The following is an 18,996-nucleotide window of genomic DNA, read 5'->3' as shown; positions in this document are numbered from 1 at the left end:
TAAGGCGTATAATATGAACCATAAACCACTGTGGAGGATTTTTTATGAAAAACAATCAATTTGGCCGAATCGATATTGACCAAGATGAAGAAATTAAAGAACTAAAGGCAATTCATTTTATCGATCAGGAATTGCTTGCCAATCCTAAGGCACAGTTTGAGGATTTTCTCAGACGCTCCTTTTTAATCAGCACCCAAGAGTCCACTTTTCAACAAAAGTTAGGCAACCTACTTGCAACGCCTAACCAAACTGCGGCAGATTTTTTTGCGGGTGCCGAACCCTTAACTCTGGACATTTTTTATTTGATCTCTTTGCAGCTTTTACAATTCGAAGCCGGAATTGATTTTGCAGTTACCGACCCCCGAGCCGCAGTTGCTAAAATCAACTTACCTCGGATTGCTCTTGATGCTCTTGAAACTAGCGCAGACGTCGCCCATGCCTGGTACGCCATTTTAACGACTCACACCAAAAATGGAGAAACCTACCTTGATCACCTTACCCAACAAGGTTATTTCACCCCATTTTATGCAACCACGACCGCTCCGTTATTCTTTAATGGAAAGGCTCAAGCCGTTTTTGATCCTCACCAGATTATTCGGGAGGTCGTTTACGTAGAAGCTCCGTTAGATACCGACCACGATGGCAAACGTGATTTACTAAAAGCAGAAATTTTACGCCCAGCTCAAACTAATCAGGATTACCGAGCTCCGATTTTGTATACCGCAAGCCCCTACAACCAAGGAACTAACGACCATTGGGGAGAGCAAGTAACTCATGATGTTGACGTACCTTTAACTGAAAAACCAGTCAACCGCCTCACTCGTGAAGACGTAACGGCTAAACCTTACGCTCCAGAACTACCACCCGAACGACAAGTTAAGGGGCAAGCTGAACATGCTTGCGAACACTTTGCCCGCGAACAACCTTACACCTTAAATAATTATTTTCTAACTCGTGGGTTTGCGGTAGTTTACGCGGCGGGGATTGGAACTCGTGATTCAGAAGGACTTCGAGATACCGGTTCGGTTGCGGAAACCATTTCTACCACGGCAATTATTGAATGGCTTGCGGGAAATCGGCGAGCGTTCACTAACAAAACTGATAACATTGAGATCAAGGCGGACTGGTGCAACCATAAAATCGCCATGACCGGTCGTTCTTACTTAGGTACGTTAGCCACTGCGGCAGCCACTACCGGGGTCGAAGGTCTCGAAACCATCATCTCGGAAGCAGCCATTTCAAGTTGGTACGATTATTACCGGGACGGCGGTTTGGTAGCAGCTCCCGATACTTTCCAAGGTGAAGATATGGACGTCCTCGCTGCCGAAGTCTTTAGTCGGCAAAAAGACCTTGGGGATGCTTTGAAAGTTCGTGGAAAATTTGATCAAGTTCTAAACCGTATCAACCATGATCAAGACCGGCAGAGCGGTAACTATTCCCGTTATTGGGATAGTCGCAACTACCTTAACCAAGCCAAAAACATCAAGGCTGACCTAATTTTAGTGCACGGCTTGAATGACTGGAACGTTAAACCTCGCAACGTTGCTAACCTGTGGGATGCCGTTCGTGATCTACCAATTAATAAAAAAGTTATTCTTCATCAAGGGCAGCACATTTACATCAACAACTTCCGGTCCATCGACTTTACCGACATGATGAACTTATGGTTGAGCTATAAATTGTTTGGCGTGGAAAATAACGCTCCTGAAGTATTGCCAAACGTAATTATCCAAGACAACGTGGAACCCGAAACTTGGCATACTTATCCCGATTGGCAAGATGCAAATGACGAAGTGCGCGAATTCACTCTTCAAGCCAAAACCCTTGTGGACGCCAACTTGCCAACTAAAAACGAGGCCGCCTCGTTTAAAGACGTCCTCGATCCGGAAGTTTTTGAAATGTACAAAAATAACCTTACGCAGTGGCATACCGACCTTCTTAATACGGAACACGCCACCAATGGTAAAAATCAAATGCGGGATAACCGGTTGATTTTCAAGTCGGCTCAACTTGATCGCGACTGGTACATTGATGGTGCGGCCGAAGTTAAAGTTAATGTGGCGGTTAATAAACCATTTGGGATGCTTAGTTTTCAACTAGTTGATTTCGGCGATGCCCGGCGCCTAAACGTTTCTCCAAGCCTAATCCAGCCCCGTTCATTAAGCGGTAGTTACGACTGGCGAACCGACGACTTGCGAGAATTTACGCAACAAAAGAGCGTCACCCCGTGGAAAATGATTAGCAAGGGCCACATTAATCTGCAGAACCGGACTAACAACTACCGGGTTGACAAGGTTGTTCCTAATCAATTCTATGACGTAACGCTCCAATTGCAACCAACGTTCTATCACCTACCTGCAGGCCACCAATTAGGATTGGTAATTTACGCCACCGACTTTGAAACCACCATTCGGGGTAACCAAGACCTGCAATATTCGTTGCAACTTAATCAAAGCCACTTAAAGGTGCGGCTTGCCAACGTAATATCCGACCGTTCGTAACGGTCCGCACTTGATGACCATCGTTAATTACCAGTTCGTTTTCGGGTGTGATCCCCGTTACTTTTCCAGTAAGCTGGCCTTCAGGTTGGGCAATGATCACCCATTGATTTTGTAAAATCGACAGCTCTAAATACTTTGCATCAATTGCGTCAGACGCGAGTGTCTGGCGCTTTTTTTGGATAGCTTGGTTAATTGCAATTAATAGGTCGGTTGCTTGTTCGGGATTAGCTTGGGTAGCAATCGGCCCTCCCGTTCGTAACATCGCTTGGGGAAAGGTCGTTGTTAAGATATTTAGCCCCATCCCAATCACCAACCCAATTAGTTGGTTATCGTCACTGGATACGGCTTCGCATAGGATGCCGCCCACCTTTTGGTTATGTAAATATAAATCATTAACCCATTTAATACCGAGGGGTTGCCCAAAAACTCGGTGCACCGCTTCGGCAACGATTACGCCCACGTTTGCCGTTACGCGCCCGGGATGTAAAACATCCTTGGTACCTAAGGGGAGGTAAATCGAACAGTAAATTCCCGTCGTTGGTGAATAAAATTGGCGTTGGTTAGTTCCCCGCCCGGCGGTTTGTTGGTTAGCAATCACCATTCCCGCCACTCCAGGGTTTTCTTGCACCCGCGCAAAAGCTACGTCATTGGTAGAGCCGACTTGGTCAAAATATTCAATTTTTTCATCTGGAAATTCATTTTGTAGTCGTGCGACATTAATTTGCATTAAAATTACTCCTTAATCAGCTGCAGAAAATAATTAATTTTTTCTAATTTTTTAATTTAAGCACTAAGTCGGTTATACCAGCATTTCCGCGATTTTTTACGCTTAAACGCTTCTCATTTAATCTGGTCACTTTCTAATAAATCTGCTATTATAGGCTTAAATTTAAGAAACTAGGTGAAATATCTTGAAACAAGGTACAACAATTTTAACACTAGATAACGGATATCACTTATGGTCACATACGGATGGTACTAACGACTCCATCCACCTCTTGGCCCTTCATGGTGGTCCCGGTGGTAACCACGAATATTGGGAAAACTTCCACGACGAACTTTTAAAACAAGGTTTGGACGTTCAAGTTCACTATTATGACCAACTGGGTTCGTGGTATTCTGACCAACCCGACTACTCCGACCCTGAAATTGCTGAAAAATACCTCAGCTACGACTACTTCCTCGATGAAGTGGAAGAAGTTCGCCAAAAACTTGGCATTGACCATTTCTACTTGATCGGTCAGTCTTGGGGTGGCGCATTGACCATGATGTACGCATTGAAGTACGGTGAACACTTAAAGGGTGCCATCATCTCTTCCATGGTTGATAATATCGATGAATACCTTGAACATCAAGACGCAATTCGGGACGAAGCTCTTGCTCCTGAAGATGCTCAATTCATGCGTGACTGCGAAAAGTCCGGAGACTGGGATAACGAACGTTACCAAAAACTAGTTGACGTGCTTAATGCTGGTTACGTAGATCGTAAACAACCAGTGGCAATTCGTCACTTGGTTCCAACCATGGCAACTCCCGTTTACAACGCTTTCCAAGGCGACAATGAATTCGTTGTTACTGGTAAGTTGAAGGAATGGGACGTTCGCGACCAAATTCATAACATCAAGGTACCAACCTTGTTAACTTTTGGTGAACATGAAACAATGCCATTGAAGTCGGCACAACGGATGGCTGAAGTAATCCCTAACGCTAAGTTAGTTACTACTCCGGACGGCGGTCATCATCACATGATCGATAACGCTCCCGTTTACTTCAAGCACCTTGCCGACTACCTTCGCGAAGTAGAAGCAGGTACTTTTAATAAATAGTAGTTTCTAAATAGAGGACCGGATTTTTTCCGCCCTCTATTTTTTATTCCCACCACCTTTTTTGCATATCCCCTGGCAAATTTTCGGGCTTATGGCTGGTTAATTCTAGGCAAAAAAGCTATCATATAGTAAGTAAGGTTAAATAAAGGAGGAATTTCTCATGAATAAACTCACCGATACCTATACTTTAAATAACGGGGTTAAAATTCCCGTAATTGGTTTTGGAACTTGGCAATCTAAAGATGGTGAAGAAGCATACCAAGCAGTTAAAGCTGCTTTAGATACTGGTTACCGTCATATCGATACTGCTGCAGCCTATGGCAACGAAGAAAGCGTGGGAAAAGCCATTAAAGACAGTGGCGTTGCCCGCGAAGACCTCTTTGTCACCTCTAAGCTATGGAACGAAGACCACGGTTACGAAGCAACGAAAAAAGCCCTTGATTTAAGTTTGCAAAAGCTTGGTCTAGACTACCTTGACCTGTACTTAATTCACTGGCCTAACCCCGTTAAATTCCGTGATGAATGGCAACAAAAGAACGCTGAATCGTGGCGTGCAATGGAAGAAGCTCTAGAAGCTGGCAAAGTTCGGGCAATTGGAGTTTCAAACTTCCGGCCCCATCACTTGGATGAGTTATTGAAAACTGCTAAGGTAACTCCCGCAGTTAACCAGATTTTCCTCAACCCTAGCGACACCGAAGACGAAGTGGTTGCTTATAACAAAGAACACGGCATCCTTTCCGAAGCTTACAGCCCACTAGGAACTGGTAAAATCTTCAGCATTCCCGAACTTAAGGAAATTGCTGAAAAGTACCACAAGTCGGTGGCCCAAGTAGTTATTCGTTGGTCATTGCAACACGGCTTCTTGCCATTACCAAAGTCTGTCCACGCGGATCGTATTCAACAAAATACCGAAGTATTCGACTTCGAACTATCTGCTGACGACATGAAAACCATCGATGGCTTCCATGGTCAAGCAGGTGCCCCAACCGACCCCGATACAGCAACGTTCTAGTTAATATTACTAATCGCTAAACAAAACGGAGCCCAACATCTTGTTGATGTTGGGCTCCGTTTTTTTGTTGTAATTAAGTTTTAGCGATCCAAACGTAATTTTTCCACGTTGATCACTTTATCAATCCAACCGTTATAAAAACTACTTTCATGAGACACCACGATTAAATTTCCTTTAAAGCGTTGCAAAGCTTCGCTTAGGGCTTGCTTGGTTTCATCATCAAGGTGGTTGGTCGGTTCGTCCATGATCAAGAAGTTGGATTCAATTAATTCCATCAAAGCTAGCTTAACCTTAGTTTGCTCACCACCACTTAGTTGGTGCATGGGCTTTTGGGTATCCGCTGCGTTGATTCCACACTTAGCTAACTTAGTCCGAATTGTTTTTGGTAACATGGTCGGATATTTTTCTTGAATCGTTTGTAATGGCGTTAAGTCAGGGTTATCCCAAACTAATTCTTGGCTAAAGTAATTTACCTTAGCTGATGGTGAAAAATGAGCTTCCCCACCTAAAGCCGGAATCAAACCTAAGATACTCTTAATTAACGTCGACTTTCCGGCTCCGTTAAACCCAGAGAAGGCCACTTTTTCACCCGCCACCATGGAGAAAGTCACTGGTTCCAAAAGTTGCTTTTTACCATAACCAACGGCTAACTTATTAACCGCCACGGCATTTTGCGAGCCCGTATCTAGGTATGGAAAATCGAAATGCCCCTTCAAGTTTTCACTAGGCGGATCGATCTTTTCCATCCGATTAAGCATCTTTTCCCGGGATTTCGCCATTGTCGAGCGTTGGCCAGCCTTATTCTTGCGGATAAAGTTTTCGGCCTTTTCAATGACCACCTGTTGCTTTTCGTAAGCCTTTAGTTGTGCTTCTTGCCGCGCTTCCTTTTGCCGCATTGCGGATTGGAAATCGCCCCGGTACTTAGTAATTTTGTTAAACGAAACGTCGCAAATACAATTGGTTACCTTTTGCAGAAATTCATAATCGTGAGAAACCACCATGAAAGCTCCCTCGAAGCCGTTAAGGTAGTCTGCCAGCCAATTAATGTGCGCAGTATCCAAATAGTTGGTCGGTTCGTCTAAAATCAATACGTCGGGATCTTGCAGTAGGAGCTTTGCCAAAATAATTTTGGAACGTTGGCCCCCACTCATTTCACTGACAATGTGATCTTTACCAATGTCATCAAGTCCTAAACCGGTCATTACCCGGTTAATTTCGGTATCGATTTCGTAAAAATTGTTGGCATCCAAATTTTCTTGGATTCGGCCCGCCTTTTCCAACAATTTGTCATCCAAATTTTCGGCATATTCGGCGTAGTATTTTTCCATTAAATCACGTTGCTTAAACAAATCTGCGTACGCAGTGGTTAAGAACTCATACAACGTATCATTTTGCGGAATATCCGCATACTGGTCTAAATATCCGTAAGTGACCTTATTTTGCCAAACAATCCGGCCTTTATCTGGTAAAGTTTCGCCAGTCAAAATTTTAATTAGCGTACTTTTACCGGCACCATTTTGCCCGACAATTCCCATGTGATCTTCTTTATTCAGTTCGAAACTTGCATCTTCATACAGTTCTTTGTCCGCAAAACCGTGGCTCAGATGTTCAACTGATAGCAAACTCATTTTTTTCACCCTGTCTTTTTAAAATAACTAGTAACCACCGTAGCATGAACTACCACAAAACGTCAATTGAATTTACCTATGCTATACTTGTACAGGTTACAAGGAGGATTTATAGATTATGAATATTCGAGAAATTGATCATATTACCCTAACCGTGGCAGACGTTGCTCGCAGTGAACGTTTTTACCACGAGGTCTTTGATATGCCAATCCTAACCGACGCTCCATTCCCGGGAGTACGTGCGGGGAAGCAGCGAATCTATTTTACAACTAAGGACGCACAACCGGCAATTGCTCCGGCACAACCAACTTCCGGAAGTATTGCACTGTCACTGGTTGCCAAAAATCCGATGGACGAAATTGTCAACCATTTAAAGAGCTACTTTGTGGAAATCATCGATGAACCAAAGCAACGCCAAGGAACTCACGGAAAGGTCCAATCGCTATTGATAAAGGACCCGGACGGAAATGTGGTGGAAGTGGCGAATTATTAAATCAGAGTGCTCCCAGTGCCGGGTAGCTCCTGAGGATTAACTGAGTTTTAAGCTTAATCGTGGATTTGGCGATTGAGCTTAAAACTTGGTTAACCGGAAGGAGTTGGGACTGTGAGCACGTTTCGACTTTGTCGCAGTAGAACACGCTCCTCTAACTTTGGGTTCTGCGGTTAAGGATCAAATCTGGTTATCCGCAGAACTCTGAGGGCTGGAACACGTCTCGACCATCTCACAGTAGAACAAGTTTCATTAATCGTGGGTTTAGCGATTGATGAATTAATTTGGTTAACCGCAGAGAGTTGGGGGCTTAGTGCACGTTTCGACCATCTCGCAACCTAACAAATCTACACCCATATTACAAAAATAGAGGCTGGGAACGCCAAATTCCCAGCCTCTATTATTAATAATTAATCATTTGTATTAAAGGTACTTAGCGTCCCCCACTGGATCCTGTGAAGTTAAAATCTTAGGGCCATCTGGCGTAACCACTAAAGTATGTTCGTATTGGCAAGACAAACTGCCGTCCATGGTAGTAACCGTCCAACCGTCTGGAGCAGACGTATCACATTGCCAACTTCCGGTATTTACCATTGGTTCAATAGTAATGGTCATTCCGTTCCGGAGCCGTGGACCGTGACCAGCTTCGCCATAGCCCGGTACCATTGGATCTTCGTGCATCGTTGGTTGAATACCATGACCAACAAATTCACGAACATCACCGTATCCCATTTCATCTTCCACGTAAGTTTGAATTGCGTGGCCAATATCACCGATTCGGTTTCCTTCAACGGCTTGATCAATTCCAAGGTACAAAGCTTTCTTGGTAACTTCCATTAATTTCTTAACTTCGTCACTAACTTCGCCAACCGCAAATGCCCAGCAGGAATCTGCCATATAGCCGTCTACGCTGACTACGGTATCGACTTTAACTAAGTCGCCTTCCTTTAAAATTAAATCTTTGCGCGGAAAACCGTGACATACTTCGTTGTTAACACTCACGCAAGTTGCGTATTCGTAACCTTCAAAGCCCTTTTCTTCCGGAACTGCGCCGTGTTCGTCTAAATAGCGAAGCGCGAATTTTTCGATGTCCCAGCTAGAAATTCCTGGCTTAATTACATCGCGAAGTCCAATATGCATCCCCGCTAAAACTGCGCCTGCTTTCCGCATTCCTTCAATTTCACGTTCTGATTTCAATGTAATCATTTCATCCACCCGTTTCTTAATTAACCTAATTACTATGGTATCACAACTTTGGCGACCAAATTAACCCAATTGCCTTGCTTCCCGTATAGGTCCCCACGTAAGGGCCAATTGTGCAGGAGTCCACGTGCAATCCTGGGTACTGGACTTTCAACTCACTTTGCCACTGCATACTGCGATCCGCGTCGTCAGCATCAACTACCGTAACCGTCAAATGGCGGTAGTCAACCACTTGTTGAGCGAAAATTTCACTAATTGCTTCCATGGCATTCTTTATCTTGCGCTCTTTACCGACCATCTCCAAGCGACCTTGCCGATTAATCGTTAAAATTGGGCGCATACCAAAAAATGAGCTTACCAACGACGTCCGACTGGCAATGTTCCCAGAAATTTGAAGCTCTTTAACGTTGTTGACCGCCAAATAAACCTCCGTTTGACTACGGTACTTGCGCAACTGCCGCAAAACTTCGTGGATGTCCACACCGCTTTCTAACAGGTTAGCCGCCAAAATAGCTGCGTTACTTTGTCCAGCTAAAATTGAGCCCGAATCATAAGGATAAACTTGCAATTCTTTAATTACCGGCACAGAAGCGGAAAGGCTGTTGATGAAGCCACTCAAGCCGCCTGACAATCCAATGCACAGAGCCGCCGTATAGCCTTGTGCAGCAAGTTTTGCAAAAACCTTTTGCATTTCCTTAATCGGAATCTGCGAAGTGGTGGGATGGTACTTTTCTAATTTCAACATGCGGTAAAATTCATCCGCATCAATATCAACGTTTTCGTGATAGACGTGCTTTCCAAACATAATTGGTTGATTAACTACCGTAATGTTATACTTCCGCGCTATCGCAGGATCAAGGTTAGCCGAACTATCGATCACAATTGCCGTTTTACTTTGATTCATTTTCATTAATCTTCTTCTCTATATATTTCGCTAGTTTTGCTTCGGGATAAACGCCAGTAACCTTTTCGATTGCCTTGCCATCCTTAAATAAAACTAATGAAGGAATACTCATTACTTTAAACGATTGGGCCAGTTCTTGGTTGTGGTCAACGTTAAGCTTGCCAAAATGAACTTGGTCCCCGTAACTTTGCTCCAGATTTTCTAAAATAGGTTCCATCATCTTGCAGGGACCACACCAAGGGGCCCAGAAGTCAACAATGGTTAGTCCATCTTTAGTTACTTCAGCTAAATTTTCACTTGTTACCGTAGCTGCCATGAGGAGTCTCCTTTTTGTTTATAGTATATAGATTATAGCATTATTTGCGTGCGCTTTTTTTGAGGTAGTGAATCGCAATCGTAATCAAGAATGCAAGCATTACGATTCCGGCAAAAATTCCCGAGTTAATTTCAATGTCAATTGCGGGAATCGACAAGAAAAGCTTCAAGGCAATAATTCCAATCAGCACGTAGGCCATTGTCTCTAGCTCCGGAATCCGGTGCATTAATTTCATGATCACTTCGGCAATTCCCCGCATCGCTAAGATTCCAATTAATCCACCCAGCAACACAATGACTGGATTAGAAGAAATCGCCAACGAAGCCAGTACCGAATCAATTGAAAAGACGATGTCCATAAATTCAATTTGGATTACCACCCGCCAAAAAAGTGAAATTCTACCTTGTGGTTTCACTAATTTGCGGGTTCGACGCCCCCGTTTGCGCTTGTCGAAATATCGGAATACTAGGTAAGCAAGGTAAAGTGCCCCGATGATTTTTATTTCCCATAGGTGAATGAGGTACGTTCCAATTCCAATGACTAAGAATCGGAATAGGTACGCGCCCCACAAACCGTAAAATAATGATTTCTCCCTTTCCACCTTATCTCCCAGTACTTGAGTCTGGGTCGCAAGGACTACGGCATTATCCACCGATAATAAACATTCAATCATTACCAGTGATAAAATAACCAGCCAGTCGGAACTGGACTCTAGTACCGTCTTCCAATTGTTGAGGTCGAAGAAGGGACCGTATAAATTTGTTAAAATGTTCAATATAGATTTCTCCCTTAAGCTCCAAATAATATATTTTAATCGATTTAGTATATTTTTTCACCCATTAAGGGTTACACTTAGGTTAATACAAACAACGAGGACCAGATTATGTTAAAAGTAAGCAAAACCGTGAATGATTTTTCGCTGATCCAAGTCTCGAATCCGAGCACTTTGGAATTACAGACCTTAGTAAAAACTTACCACGCCACTTCCGAAACGCTAAGTTACGCGATTGACCCTAACGAACGTGCCCGTGCGGAAATTGACGAAGAAAATAACAGTTTTTTGATTATTTTCCACGCTTTAAGTTCCCAGTTTAACGCCGGAATTCAGACCGAACCGGCGGCTTTTCTATTTCTGCCAAAGGCGCTGGTAATTTTTACTCACGATTCTACCCACTACGTTAATAAAATTATGGATCGTAATTTAAAAGCTTTACTTCGAAAAACGCTCAATAAGCCCGTGCAGCTGAACAGCTCCCTAATGGTGAATGCCGTTTTCAACACGATTTATGAACTCACCATGCGGTTTAACGACGCGGTCTCCCGAATTAATTACGATCGCCAAGCAATCCAAGATAAATTTAAAACCCGCCTAAACCATAGTGGCATTCAAAGCATGTTGCAATTAGAAACTAGTTTAATCTACCTATTGACTTCTTTAAAGTCCAACACGTCGTTGCTTAATAGCATGATGCGTCTCCCCAACCTCAACTTGACTAAGGCCCAACGCAATCGGTTGGAGGAAATCATTATTGAATCTGAGCAAAGTCAAGAAATGGCCCAGCTATCTTCAGACATTATCGAACAAGTTTCTAAATCCTATTCGGATATTTTAGACAATAACTTGAATAATACCATGAAATTCTTAACAATTCTCTCGATTGTTTTAGCGGTTCCTAACATTGTCTTTGGCTTCTTTGGGCAAAACGTTAAATTACCGCTAGCGGATCAGGATTGGAGTTGGCTCGTCACCTTAGAAATTTCTTCCTTATTAATTCTAATTGTTTATCTAATCGTTAACTGGAGTAACTTCTTCAAAAAATAATTCCACAAAAATACAGTATTTCAAACCGTTAAAAAATTTCTTCATGCTGGTTTGAAATACTGTATTTTTTATTATGGTTATCCAATCATTTTGCCGAAACGTGCAAAAAACTCAGTCTTTTCCGGCTAACCAAATTAAGGCATCAATCGCTTAAACCGCGATTAATGCCTTGGCGCTTCTTTGCTACCTTGCCGAAGCGTGCTCCGAAACCCAAGACTCTCCGGCTAACCAAATTACGGGACCAATTGCCAAACTCGCAATTAGTCCCGTAATTCAGTTAGTCCTCAAGTCTTATCCGGGTTTCTCCGCACTCTTAATTGCGTTACCCACGCCGTCAACGGCACCGTACTAATTACTCCGATGAAACCAATCAAAATCATCGAAAATTCTGCCGCAAAAATTTTGTTATTAAAAAATTCGCTAAAGCGGTAATTTAACTTGACGTACCAGATAAATAAGCCTAAAAAGCTACCAAAGAAACCGAAAAACAAAGTATTCAAGGCGGTCCCAATAATTTCTTTTCCAATTTCGTAACCGTGGCTAAAAAGTTTGGTCAAATCTAAATCTGGCGTAGTTTCAATTAGTTCTTGAATTCCCGTCGATACGGCAATCGAAGCTTCCGCAACTGCCCCTAATGAACTAATAATCATTGTTGAAGTAATTACGTCACTAAACTTAATGCCAATTAATAACGACATTCCTTCAAGGTCTTCGTTGTTTTCGTTACCAAATCCCTGAATCATTAAGTGGGGGTGAATAACTAAAATTAACCCAATCAAAACCAACAAAACTAATACTGAACTATAAAATGCGTTTTGCGTAATCTGATCGTCGTCGCTCCCCATGAAAATTGTAATTGCTAAAATTATTAGACTGCTGATAATGGTCACCGTCAACGCCGGAAAGCCCCATGAAATTAAGGCAATGTTTACGAACAGTACCGCAAAATTTAAAATAATGCTTAAAAAGGCGCGCAATCCGGTTGCTCCGCCAACGATAACCATTAAGATTGCCAAGATGATCATTAAAATTAACGTTGCACTAACCATTAGTCGGCACCCCCTTAGTTTTAAAAAAGACGCCCGTTAGCCAACTCGCAATTGGCACCGTCAGTACGATTCCAATCCCACTGATTAAGCTTTGCACAAAGCCTAACTGCATGTTCATCTCGAAGGCGTACTGCCAACTGTTCCCGTTGCGCAAATAAAGTACCATCATAGAAAAGGTGTCGGCCATAAAAATCATGAACAATACGTTCAGGAGGGGGCCCATAATGGTTTTCCCAATGTTGCGTCCCGAAATCCACAGTTGTTTCATTGAAATCTGTGGATTTTCTTTTCGCAGTTTTGCCAAACTAACGATGATATCGGTAGACTCATCCATTACGGCACCCAGCGATCCCAGCACCGTTTCTGCTAAAAAGAGTGGTTCGGGATTTTGGGTCACGTACTCCATGGTTTCAAAATGAAGTCCACCGTTCCCCGTCAAACTAAATACAAGTCCACCAATCAACATTGCGCTGAAAGTTCCCGCCAAAGTTGTTAATAGACTAACCAACATTTTTTTGTTCCACCCTAACACTAAGGTAAGGGTGATGCCGCTAAACAACACCGCGACCACGCTAAAAATTGCCAATACTGCATATCCAGATTCTTGCACATCAATTTCCACGGCAATAAAAAAGAGCACCATGTTTAATAACACACTGACAATTGCGTGAATTCCGGTTCGCCGCATTAAAATCAGTAGCCCGACCGCAATCACTACTAACACCGTGATGGCGACGTCCCGCTTCAAGTCTAATATCGTTGCACCCTTCACCCGGCGTCCGTTTCCGTTAAAGTGCAATAGCACCGTCTGGCCTACGCGGTATTTTAAATCGGTCGCTTGCGAACCACTGTACTCGTTCTTTACCGACACCGTTTGCCCCCGGTGTTTCCCGTTTAAAATTTTAATCTGGAGGCGTTGCTTAGCACGGTAATCATGATTATTAAAGTTGTCGGTTTGCGAGACCTTTTTTAAATTAGTAACCCGTTCAATTCGGCCTAACGGAGTCCGGTAAATCGCGTCGTCATGCTGTACCATCCCAACTACGAAAAGGCCGGCTAATATAACCACTAGTATTAATCCAATTTGAGATTTCCACCGCATTAGAGTTTTTTCTCCATCCAATAGTGTAATAACCCTGCTTCCATTTCTGGACCACCAGTACGCTCATAATTCATTGCAAAATAGAACGGCTCCGCAGTTGCTTGAGCGTGCAAACGGATCTTTTCAACACCGGCTTGCCGCCCTTGCGTTTCAATGTATTCAAAAAGTTCTTGAGCAAGGCCATGGCGTCGTGATTCTTTTGCGGTGGCCACCCGTTGTACTGTCCAAGTGTTTTCTTCCGTGCGTCGGGTACGAGCCGTCACTACTGGTGTTTCGTCTTCGTAACCCACAAAATATGTATAAAAATCTTCGTCAGCGCCAAATTCAAGTGCGGGATCGATTCCCTGTTCCTCCACAAAAACTTGTCGCCGTAACGCCAACGCATCCATGTAGACAGGGCCCGTTGCTCCCTTAACCATTTTAGCTTCCATCATGACCTTCCTTTCTAAAATCAAATTATTAAGCCCATCTTACAACAATTTCTTCACGGATTTGAAAATTTATTAAAATTTTATTTTATTCTTTCTTTAGAACCGACCCCTTAAGATTTCTTTAAACAATCTATGGTAAAATTGCATTTATATTTGTAATGAACGCACTTTGAAAGGTCTTTGAAAATGAAATCTCTTAAATCAAGAATCGACACGCGATTTGGGTTCTTTATCCTGATCAGCGTCCTATTTTGGTTAAAAACTTTATTCGCTTACTTTACCGACATTTCCTTAGGGGTGTCTGGTATTTTTCAGTGGATCATTTTGCTAATCAACCCCATTGCCACCACCATGATAATTTTTGGGTTAGCCCTTTATGTGCGACCCAAGCGTGCATTTTATTGGACGGCAATGCTTTTAGATTTAGCTAATACGGTCTTACTTTACTTAAACGTAATCTACTTTCGGGAATTTTCCGACTTTATGACCGTTAACACGATGCTTGGATATTCCAAGGTAAATCAAGGCCTTAGCGCAAGCTCAATGTCGTTAACCAACTTCCACGACATTTTTTATTGGTTAGACTTATTAGTCATCTTTTTACTATTAGTTCTGAAGAAAATTAAGATGGACCCCCATCCGTTGCCGAAAAAATTCGGTTTCCAAATCACTTCGGTAGGGATTTTATTCTTTGCGTTTAACCTTATGCTTGCCGAAATGGACCGCCCTCAATTAATCACCCGGACTTTTGACCGCTCGTACGTGGTTAAGTATATGGGGATTGACGCTTTTACGGCTTATGATGGAGTCCAGTTGGAACGCAACATCAAGATGCGTTCCGAGGCCAAAAAGAGTGAACTTACTTCGATTGAAAAATACGTTAAACAACATTATGCCAAGCCATCCGACGTTAGTTTCGGGAAGGCCAAGGGCAAAAACGTCATCATCATTCATCTAGAAAGTTTCCAACAATTTTTAATTGACGATAAGGTTGAAGGACAGACGGTGACCCCGTTCCTGAATAGCATTTACCATAGTAAATCGACCTACTCCTTTAGTAACTTCTTCCACCAAGTTGGTCAAGGAAAGACCAGTGACGCGGAAAACATGCTGGAAACCAGTACTTTTGGGACCCCTCAAGGATCCCTGTTCGCCCAATTAGGTTCGGATCAGACTTTCCAGGCCGCGCCGGCAATTTTGAAACAGCATGGTAACTATACTTCTGCAGTTTTCCATGGTAATACCGCTTCGTTCTGGAACCGCAACAATACTTATAAAAATATGGGTTACGAAAACTTCTTCTCCGCTAGTGATTTTGACGTTTCTGGGGATAAATCCACTACTTACGGTTTGAAGGATAAACTATTGTTCAAGGATTCCGTGAAGTATCTCCAGCATCTCCAACAGCCGTTTTACGCTAAGTACATTACCGTAAGTAATCACATTCCGTACACGTTAGACGCGGAAGACAGTGATTTTAAGACTCCCGATACTGGCGATGCCACCGTGGACGGATACTTCAAGACTGCTAATTATCTTGACCAATCCATTGAAGAATTCTTTAATTTCCTGAAAAAATCAGGATTGTACGATAATTCAATGATTGTGTTATACGGTGACCATTACGGGATTTCGAATTCATCCAACAAAGCCTTAGCGAAAACCTTTGCGCAAGATCCGAGTCATTTTAAACAATTTGGCGATAACCCAACCGAAAACTGGAATAGTTGGGATAACGCTCAGTTACAACGAGTTCCCCTAATGATTCACATCCCCGGAATGAAGGATGGTGGAATTCAAAACCAATACGGAGGGGAAATTGACGTATTGCCAACTCTCCTACACTTGTTGGGAATTTCGACTAAAAACTACATCCAATTTGGTACCGACTTGTTATCCAAACAACATAGTCAAGTGGTGGCGTTCCGCAATAATGACTTTGTAACGCCTACGTATAGTTCGATTGGCAACACCTTATACGACCAAAATGGTAACGAAATTACCGACCCTAGTGATGCATTCTTAAAGAAGGTTAAGAGGGATCGTAAGGCTGCCCATAAACAATTAGAAATGTCGGATTCTTTGAATGAAAAGAACCTTTTACGTTTCTACAAGAATCCCGACTTTAAGAAGGTCAATTCCGCGGATTACAACTATTCTGATGGTTTGGACAAAGCCATCAAGATTGAGGATAAGTTGAAGTTGAAATCTACTTCAATGTATTCGCGTAATCAAGATAAGTCGTTGGAAGACCTTTATAAAACTGACGCGCCTGAAGTAAACCATAAGTCAACCAGTGAAAATCGGATTAAGATTACTAATCCGGATTCAAATGGTAGCTGATTTTAAATTTAAAAGAGGATTTTCGTTGCGTGATGCAACTGAAAATCCTCTTTTTTTGTGGTTTGGTTTAGTTAATTTCGGCATTCTACTGCTATGTAGCCAAAACGCGTGAAAAATCCCAGCTCTCTCCGGCTAACCAAATTAAGGCATCAATCACTAAAACCACGATTAATGCCTTAATTCTGTTAGTCCTCAAGAGCTACCCGGGGATTTCTACGCTCTATCACTTAAACATCGACGTACTATGAACCGGGCCCCTCTTTCCTGGATACAATTGCTTCATAATCTGGTCCACCGCCAGCGGGCCCTCCCCAAACGCCGTTGCAATCAGCCTTAATTTTCCTGGATATTCGATTCCGTCACCAATTGCATAAACGTTTGGCAAATTTGTTTTCATGAGATGGTCTACCGCAAACATGCGGTGTTCTTGCTCTAACTCCACGTCCCATTGCTTAATAATTTTATTACTCGACGTAAATCCGTAGTTAACCACCACTTGGTTAAACTTCCGGGTCGTTAACTCTTCCGTGCCAACTTCCTTTAAGTCCACCGCTACGCCCGCGTCTTCTTCCCGAACGTCGTGAATTAGGAAAGGCGTTAAAATTTCTACCGAAGAGTCCTTCAACTTTTGCACACTTAGTTCAAGCCCGCGGAATTGTTCCCGACGGTGTACCAAGCTAACTTGGTGGGCCACCTCCTCGAGCATCAACGCCACGTCAATCGCGGAGTCACCACCGCCGGCAACCAACACGTCTTGATCCTTGAACTGCGCTAATTCCGGAACGTGGTAAAAAATCTTGTCCCCTTCTAATTTTTCAAGGCCCTTCACCGCCAATTTGCGCGGGTTAAACGCCCCGTTTCCAGTCGCTAACAAAATTGAACGTGACTGATACTTCGCCTTGTTGGTTTCCACTTCGTAGATGTCCCCGTTAGGCGTGATATTGGTGACCGTTTCGTTAAGTCGAATCGGTACGTTTACCAAACGAGTTTGCTGCTCTAGTGACTTAGCTAAATCAGCCGCTTTCACGCCCGCATAGCCACCCACGTCATAGATGACCTTTTCTGGGTATAAGGCTGCCGCTTGCCCACCCACTTGAGGTAAACTTTCGATAATTTGCGTTTTGGCGGTTCGCATCCCCGCGTAAAAACCCGCAAACAACCCTGCGGGACCGCCGCCCACAATCGTAATGTCATATATTTCAGCCATGATTTATACTTCCCTTTTAGCACAATAATTTTTTAGTTTACTAATTATCTTAACAGTTTCTTTCGCAAAAAAGAAAGCCAAGCATTGTTTTTTAACAATGAGTTTCGTATGATTAATTTGTAATACAGTACATAAACGTTTATTTAACGGAGGGGTTCTTTTGGCAAGTAAAAAAATGATTCTAGATCTCGACACTGGTATTGATGACGCAATGGCGATTGCCTACGCGCTAGCTGCTCCAGACGTTGATTTGATTGGTATTATTTCCACGTACGGTAACGTACTAACACCTGATGCAGGGATTAACAGTTTGAAAATCCTTGAATTACTCGGACACACTGACATCCCCGTTTTCTTAGGTGACGAACATTCCCAAACGACCGACCACTTTGAAGTAATGCCAATTAGCGCACAAATTCACGGAAAAAACGGGATTGGTGAAGTGGATCTTCCCACCCCACAACGTCCGCTGGAAAAACAGTCGGGAATCGACTTCTTGATTGAAGCTGCTCACCAGTACAACTCGGACTTAATCTTAGTTCCTACTGGTCCGTTGACTAACCTAGCCGCAGCAATTCGGAAGGATCCGGAAATCACCAGTTTGATTGGCAAAGTTACCTTAATGGGTGGCGCCCTGACCGTTCCAGGAAATGTGTCCCCCGTAGCTGAAGCCAACATTAACCAAGATCCACATGCAGCTAATGAAGTCTTCACTCGTCAAAAGAACCTCACCATGGTTGGTTTAGACGTCACCCTAAGAACGTTGCTTACAAAAAAAGAAACCCAACAATGGCGTGACTTAGGTACCAATGCTGGAAGCAAATTTGCCGACATCGTTGACTATTACATTGACGTTTATAAAATCACTAGCCCTCACCTTGGCGGCTGTGCCCTTCACGATCCGCTAGCGGTCGGCGTGGCCTTAGACCCAAGCTTGGTTCAAACCTTAGCCCTAAACATGTTTGTGGACACTACTGATGCCATGTGGGGTCGTACAATTGGCGACCCTGCTCGCTTAACTGATCCAGAACCTAACGTCAACGTCGCCATTAACGTCGATGCTGACCGTTACCTCCAACGTTTCATGAAGTACTTAACTAACTTATTCAACAAATAATGAAATTATTACTAATAAAAAACGCGAAAATCGATTTTTTCGCGT

Annotated in this window: 17 protein-coding genes; 7 read left to right on the top strand and 10 right to left on the bottom strand. The window is 43.1% G+C overall.

Annotated features, from left to right (window positions below; genetic code table 11):
• The first annotated feature begins 44 nt into the window (after window positions 1-44).
• Window positions 45-2,501 (top strand): Xaa-Pro dipeptidyl-peptidase, encoded by a 2,457-nt coding sequence (locus tag NYR25_01770; GenBank protein UWF34161.1) that lies wholly within the window; start codon window positions 45-47, stop codon window positions 2,499-2,501.
• On the opposite strand, the gene NYR25_01765 is transcribed toward NYR25_01770, so the two are convergent.
• Window positions 2,446-3,228, bottom strand: coding sequence for a biotin--[acetyl-CoA-carboxylase] ligase (locus NYR25_01765; GenBank protein UWF34160.1), 783 nt, complete (start codon window positions 3,226-3,228; stop codon window positions 2,446-2,448). The genes NYR25_01770 and NYR25_01765 overlap by 56 nt on opposite strands.
• A gap of 184 nt (window positions 3,229-3,412) precedes the next feature.
• Here NYR25_01765 and NYR25_01760 point away from each other — a divergent pair, with 184 nt between their 5' ends.
• Both NYR25_01760 and NYR25_01755 read left to right on the top strand, forming a co-directional pair.
• Window positions 3,413-4,327, top strand: coding sequence for a proline-specific peptidase family protein (locus NYR25_01760; protein ID UWF34159.1), 915 nt, complete (start codon window positions 3,413-3,415; stop codon window positions 4,325-4,327).
• A 160-nt stretch (window positions 4,328-4,487) separates the two neighbouring features.
• The gene (locus NYR25_01755; protein ID UWF34158.1) at window positions 4,488-5,339 is read left to right on the top strand and encodes an aldo/keto reductase; all 852 of its coding nucleotides are present in this window, start codon (window positions 4,488-4,490) and stop codon (window positions 5,337-5,339) included.
• An 80-nt stretch (window positions 5,340-5,419) separates the two neighbouring features.
• Here the strand turns inward: NYR25_01755 and NYR25_01750 are convergent, their stop codons facing one another.
• Window positions 5,420-6,967, bottom strand: a complete 1,548-nt coding sequence (locus NYR25_01750; GenBank protein UWF34157.1) for an ATP-binding cassette domain-containing protein — start codon at window positions 6,965-6,967, stop codon at window positions 5,420-5,422.
• 118 nt (window positions 6,968-7,085) lie between these two features.
• Here NYR25_01750 and NYR25_01745 point away from each other — a divergent pair, with 118 nt between their 5' ends.
• Window positions 7,086-7,460: a VOC family protein gene (locus NYR25_01745; protein ID UWF34156.1), complete on the top strand. Its 375-nt coding sequence runs from the start codon at window positions 7,086-7,088 to the stop codon at window positions 7,458-7,460.
• 420 nt (window positions 7,461-7,880) lie between these two features.
• On the opposite strand, the gene map is transcribed toward NYR25_01745, so the two are convergent.
• Genes map through NYR25_01725 form a run of 4 tightly spaced genes read right to left on the bottom strand, consistent with a single transcriptional unit; the run spans window position 7,881 to window position 10,655 of the window.
• Entirely contained in the window at window positions 7,881-8,663 is a 783-nt protein-coding gene (map, locus tag NYR25_01740) for a type I methionyl aminopeptidase (GenBank protein UWF34155.1), read from the bottom strand.
• A 40-nt stretch (window positions 8,664-8,703) separates the two neighbouring features.
• A complete protein-coding gene (locus NYR25_01735; protein UWF34154.1) occupies window positions 8,704-9,564 on the bottom strand; it encodes a DegV family protein in 861 nt (286 codons plus the stop codon).
• Window positions 9,551-9,880: a thioredoxin gene (gene trxA, locus NYR25_01730; GenBank protein ID UWF34153.1), complete on the bottom strand. Its 330-nt coding sequence runs from the start codon at window positions 9,878-9,880 to the stop codon at window positions 9,551-9,553. The genes NYR25_01735 and trxA overlap by 14 nt, the downstream gene beginning before the upstream one ends.
• A 40-nt stretch (window positions 9,881-9,920) precedes the next feature.
• The gene (locus NYR25_01725; GenBank protein UWF34152.1) at window positions 9,921-10,655 is read right to left on the bottom strand and encodes a TerC family protein; all 735 of its coding nucleotides are present in this window, start codon (window positions 10,653-10,655) and stop codon (window positions 9,921-9,923) included.
• Between the two features lie 108 nt (window positions 10,656-10,763).
• Here NYR25_01725 and NYR25_01720 point away from each other — a divergent pair, with 108 nt between their 5' ends.
• A complete protein-coding gene (locus NYR25_01720) occupies window positions 10,764-11,702 on the top strand; it encodes a magnesium transporter CorA family protein (protein UWF34151.1) in 939 nt (312 codons plus the stop codon).
• A 284-nt stretch (window positions 11,703-11,986) separates the two neighbouring features.
• Here the strand turns inward: NYR25_01720 and NYR25_01715 are convergent, their stop codons facing one another.
• The 3 genes from NYR25_01715 to NYR25_01705 are packed head-to-tail and all read right to left on the bottom strand — an operon-like array spanning window position 11,987 to window position 14,284.
• A complete protein-coding gene (locus tag NYR25_01715; GenBank protein ID UWF34150.1) occupies window positions 11,987-12,751 on the bottom strand; it encodes a YibE/F family protein in 765 nt (254 codons plus the stop codon).
• Window positions 12,744-13,853 carry a YibE/F family protein gene (locus NYR25_01710; GenBank protein UWF34149.1) on the bottom strand — a complete coding sequence of 370 codons (1,110 nt, stop codon included), beginning with the start codon at window positions 13,851-13,853 and terminating at the stop codon, window positions 12,744-12,746. The genes NYR25_01715 and NYR25_01710 overlap by 8 nt, the downstream gene beginning before the upstream one ends.
• Window positions 13,853-14,284: a GNAT family N-acetyltransferase gene (locus NYR25_01705; GenBank protein ID UWF34148.1), complete on the bottom strand. Its 432-nt coding sequence runs from the start codon at window positions 14,282-14,284 to the stop codon at window positions 13,853-13,855. The genes NYR25_01710 and NYR25_01705 overlap by 1 nt, the downstream gene beginning before the upstream one ends.
• A 186-nt stretch (window positions 14,285-14,470) precedes the next feature.
• On the opposite strand from NYR25_01705, the gene NYR25_01700 reads away from it, so the two are divergent.
• A complete protein-coding gene (locus tag NYR25_01700; protein ID UWF34147.1) occupies window positions 14,471-16,627 on the top strand; it encodes an LTA synthase family protein in 2,157 nt (718 codons plus the stop codon).
• Window positions 16,628-16,850: 223 nt separating this feature from the next.
• Here NYR25_01700 and NYR25_01695 read toward each other — a convergent pair whose 3' ends face one another.
• On the bottom strand, window positions 16,851-17,834 hold the full coding sequence (locus NYR25_01695) for an NAD(P)/FAD-dependent oxidoreductase (protein ID UWF34146.1): 984 nt from the start codon (window positions 17,832-17,834) through the stop codon (window positions 16,851-16,853).
• Window positions 17,835-17,994: 160 nt separating this feature from the next.
• Between NYR25_01695 and NYR25_01690 the strand changes: the two genes are divergently transcribed.
• A complete protein-coding gene (locus tag NYR25_01690) occupies window positions 17,995-18,951 on the top strand; it encodes a nucleoside hydrolase (protein ID UWF34145.1) in 957 nt (318 codons plus the stop codon).
• Window positions 18,952-18,996 lie beyond the last annotated feature (45 nt).

The organism is Pediococcus acidilactici, assembly GCA_024970065.1.
GTDB lineage: Bacteria > Bacillota > Bacilli > Lactobacillales > Lactobacillaceae > Pediococcus > Pediococcus acidilactici_A.
This window is presented reverse-complemented; position numbering and strand designations above follow the sequence as displayed.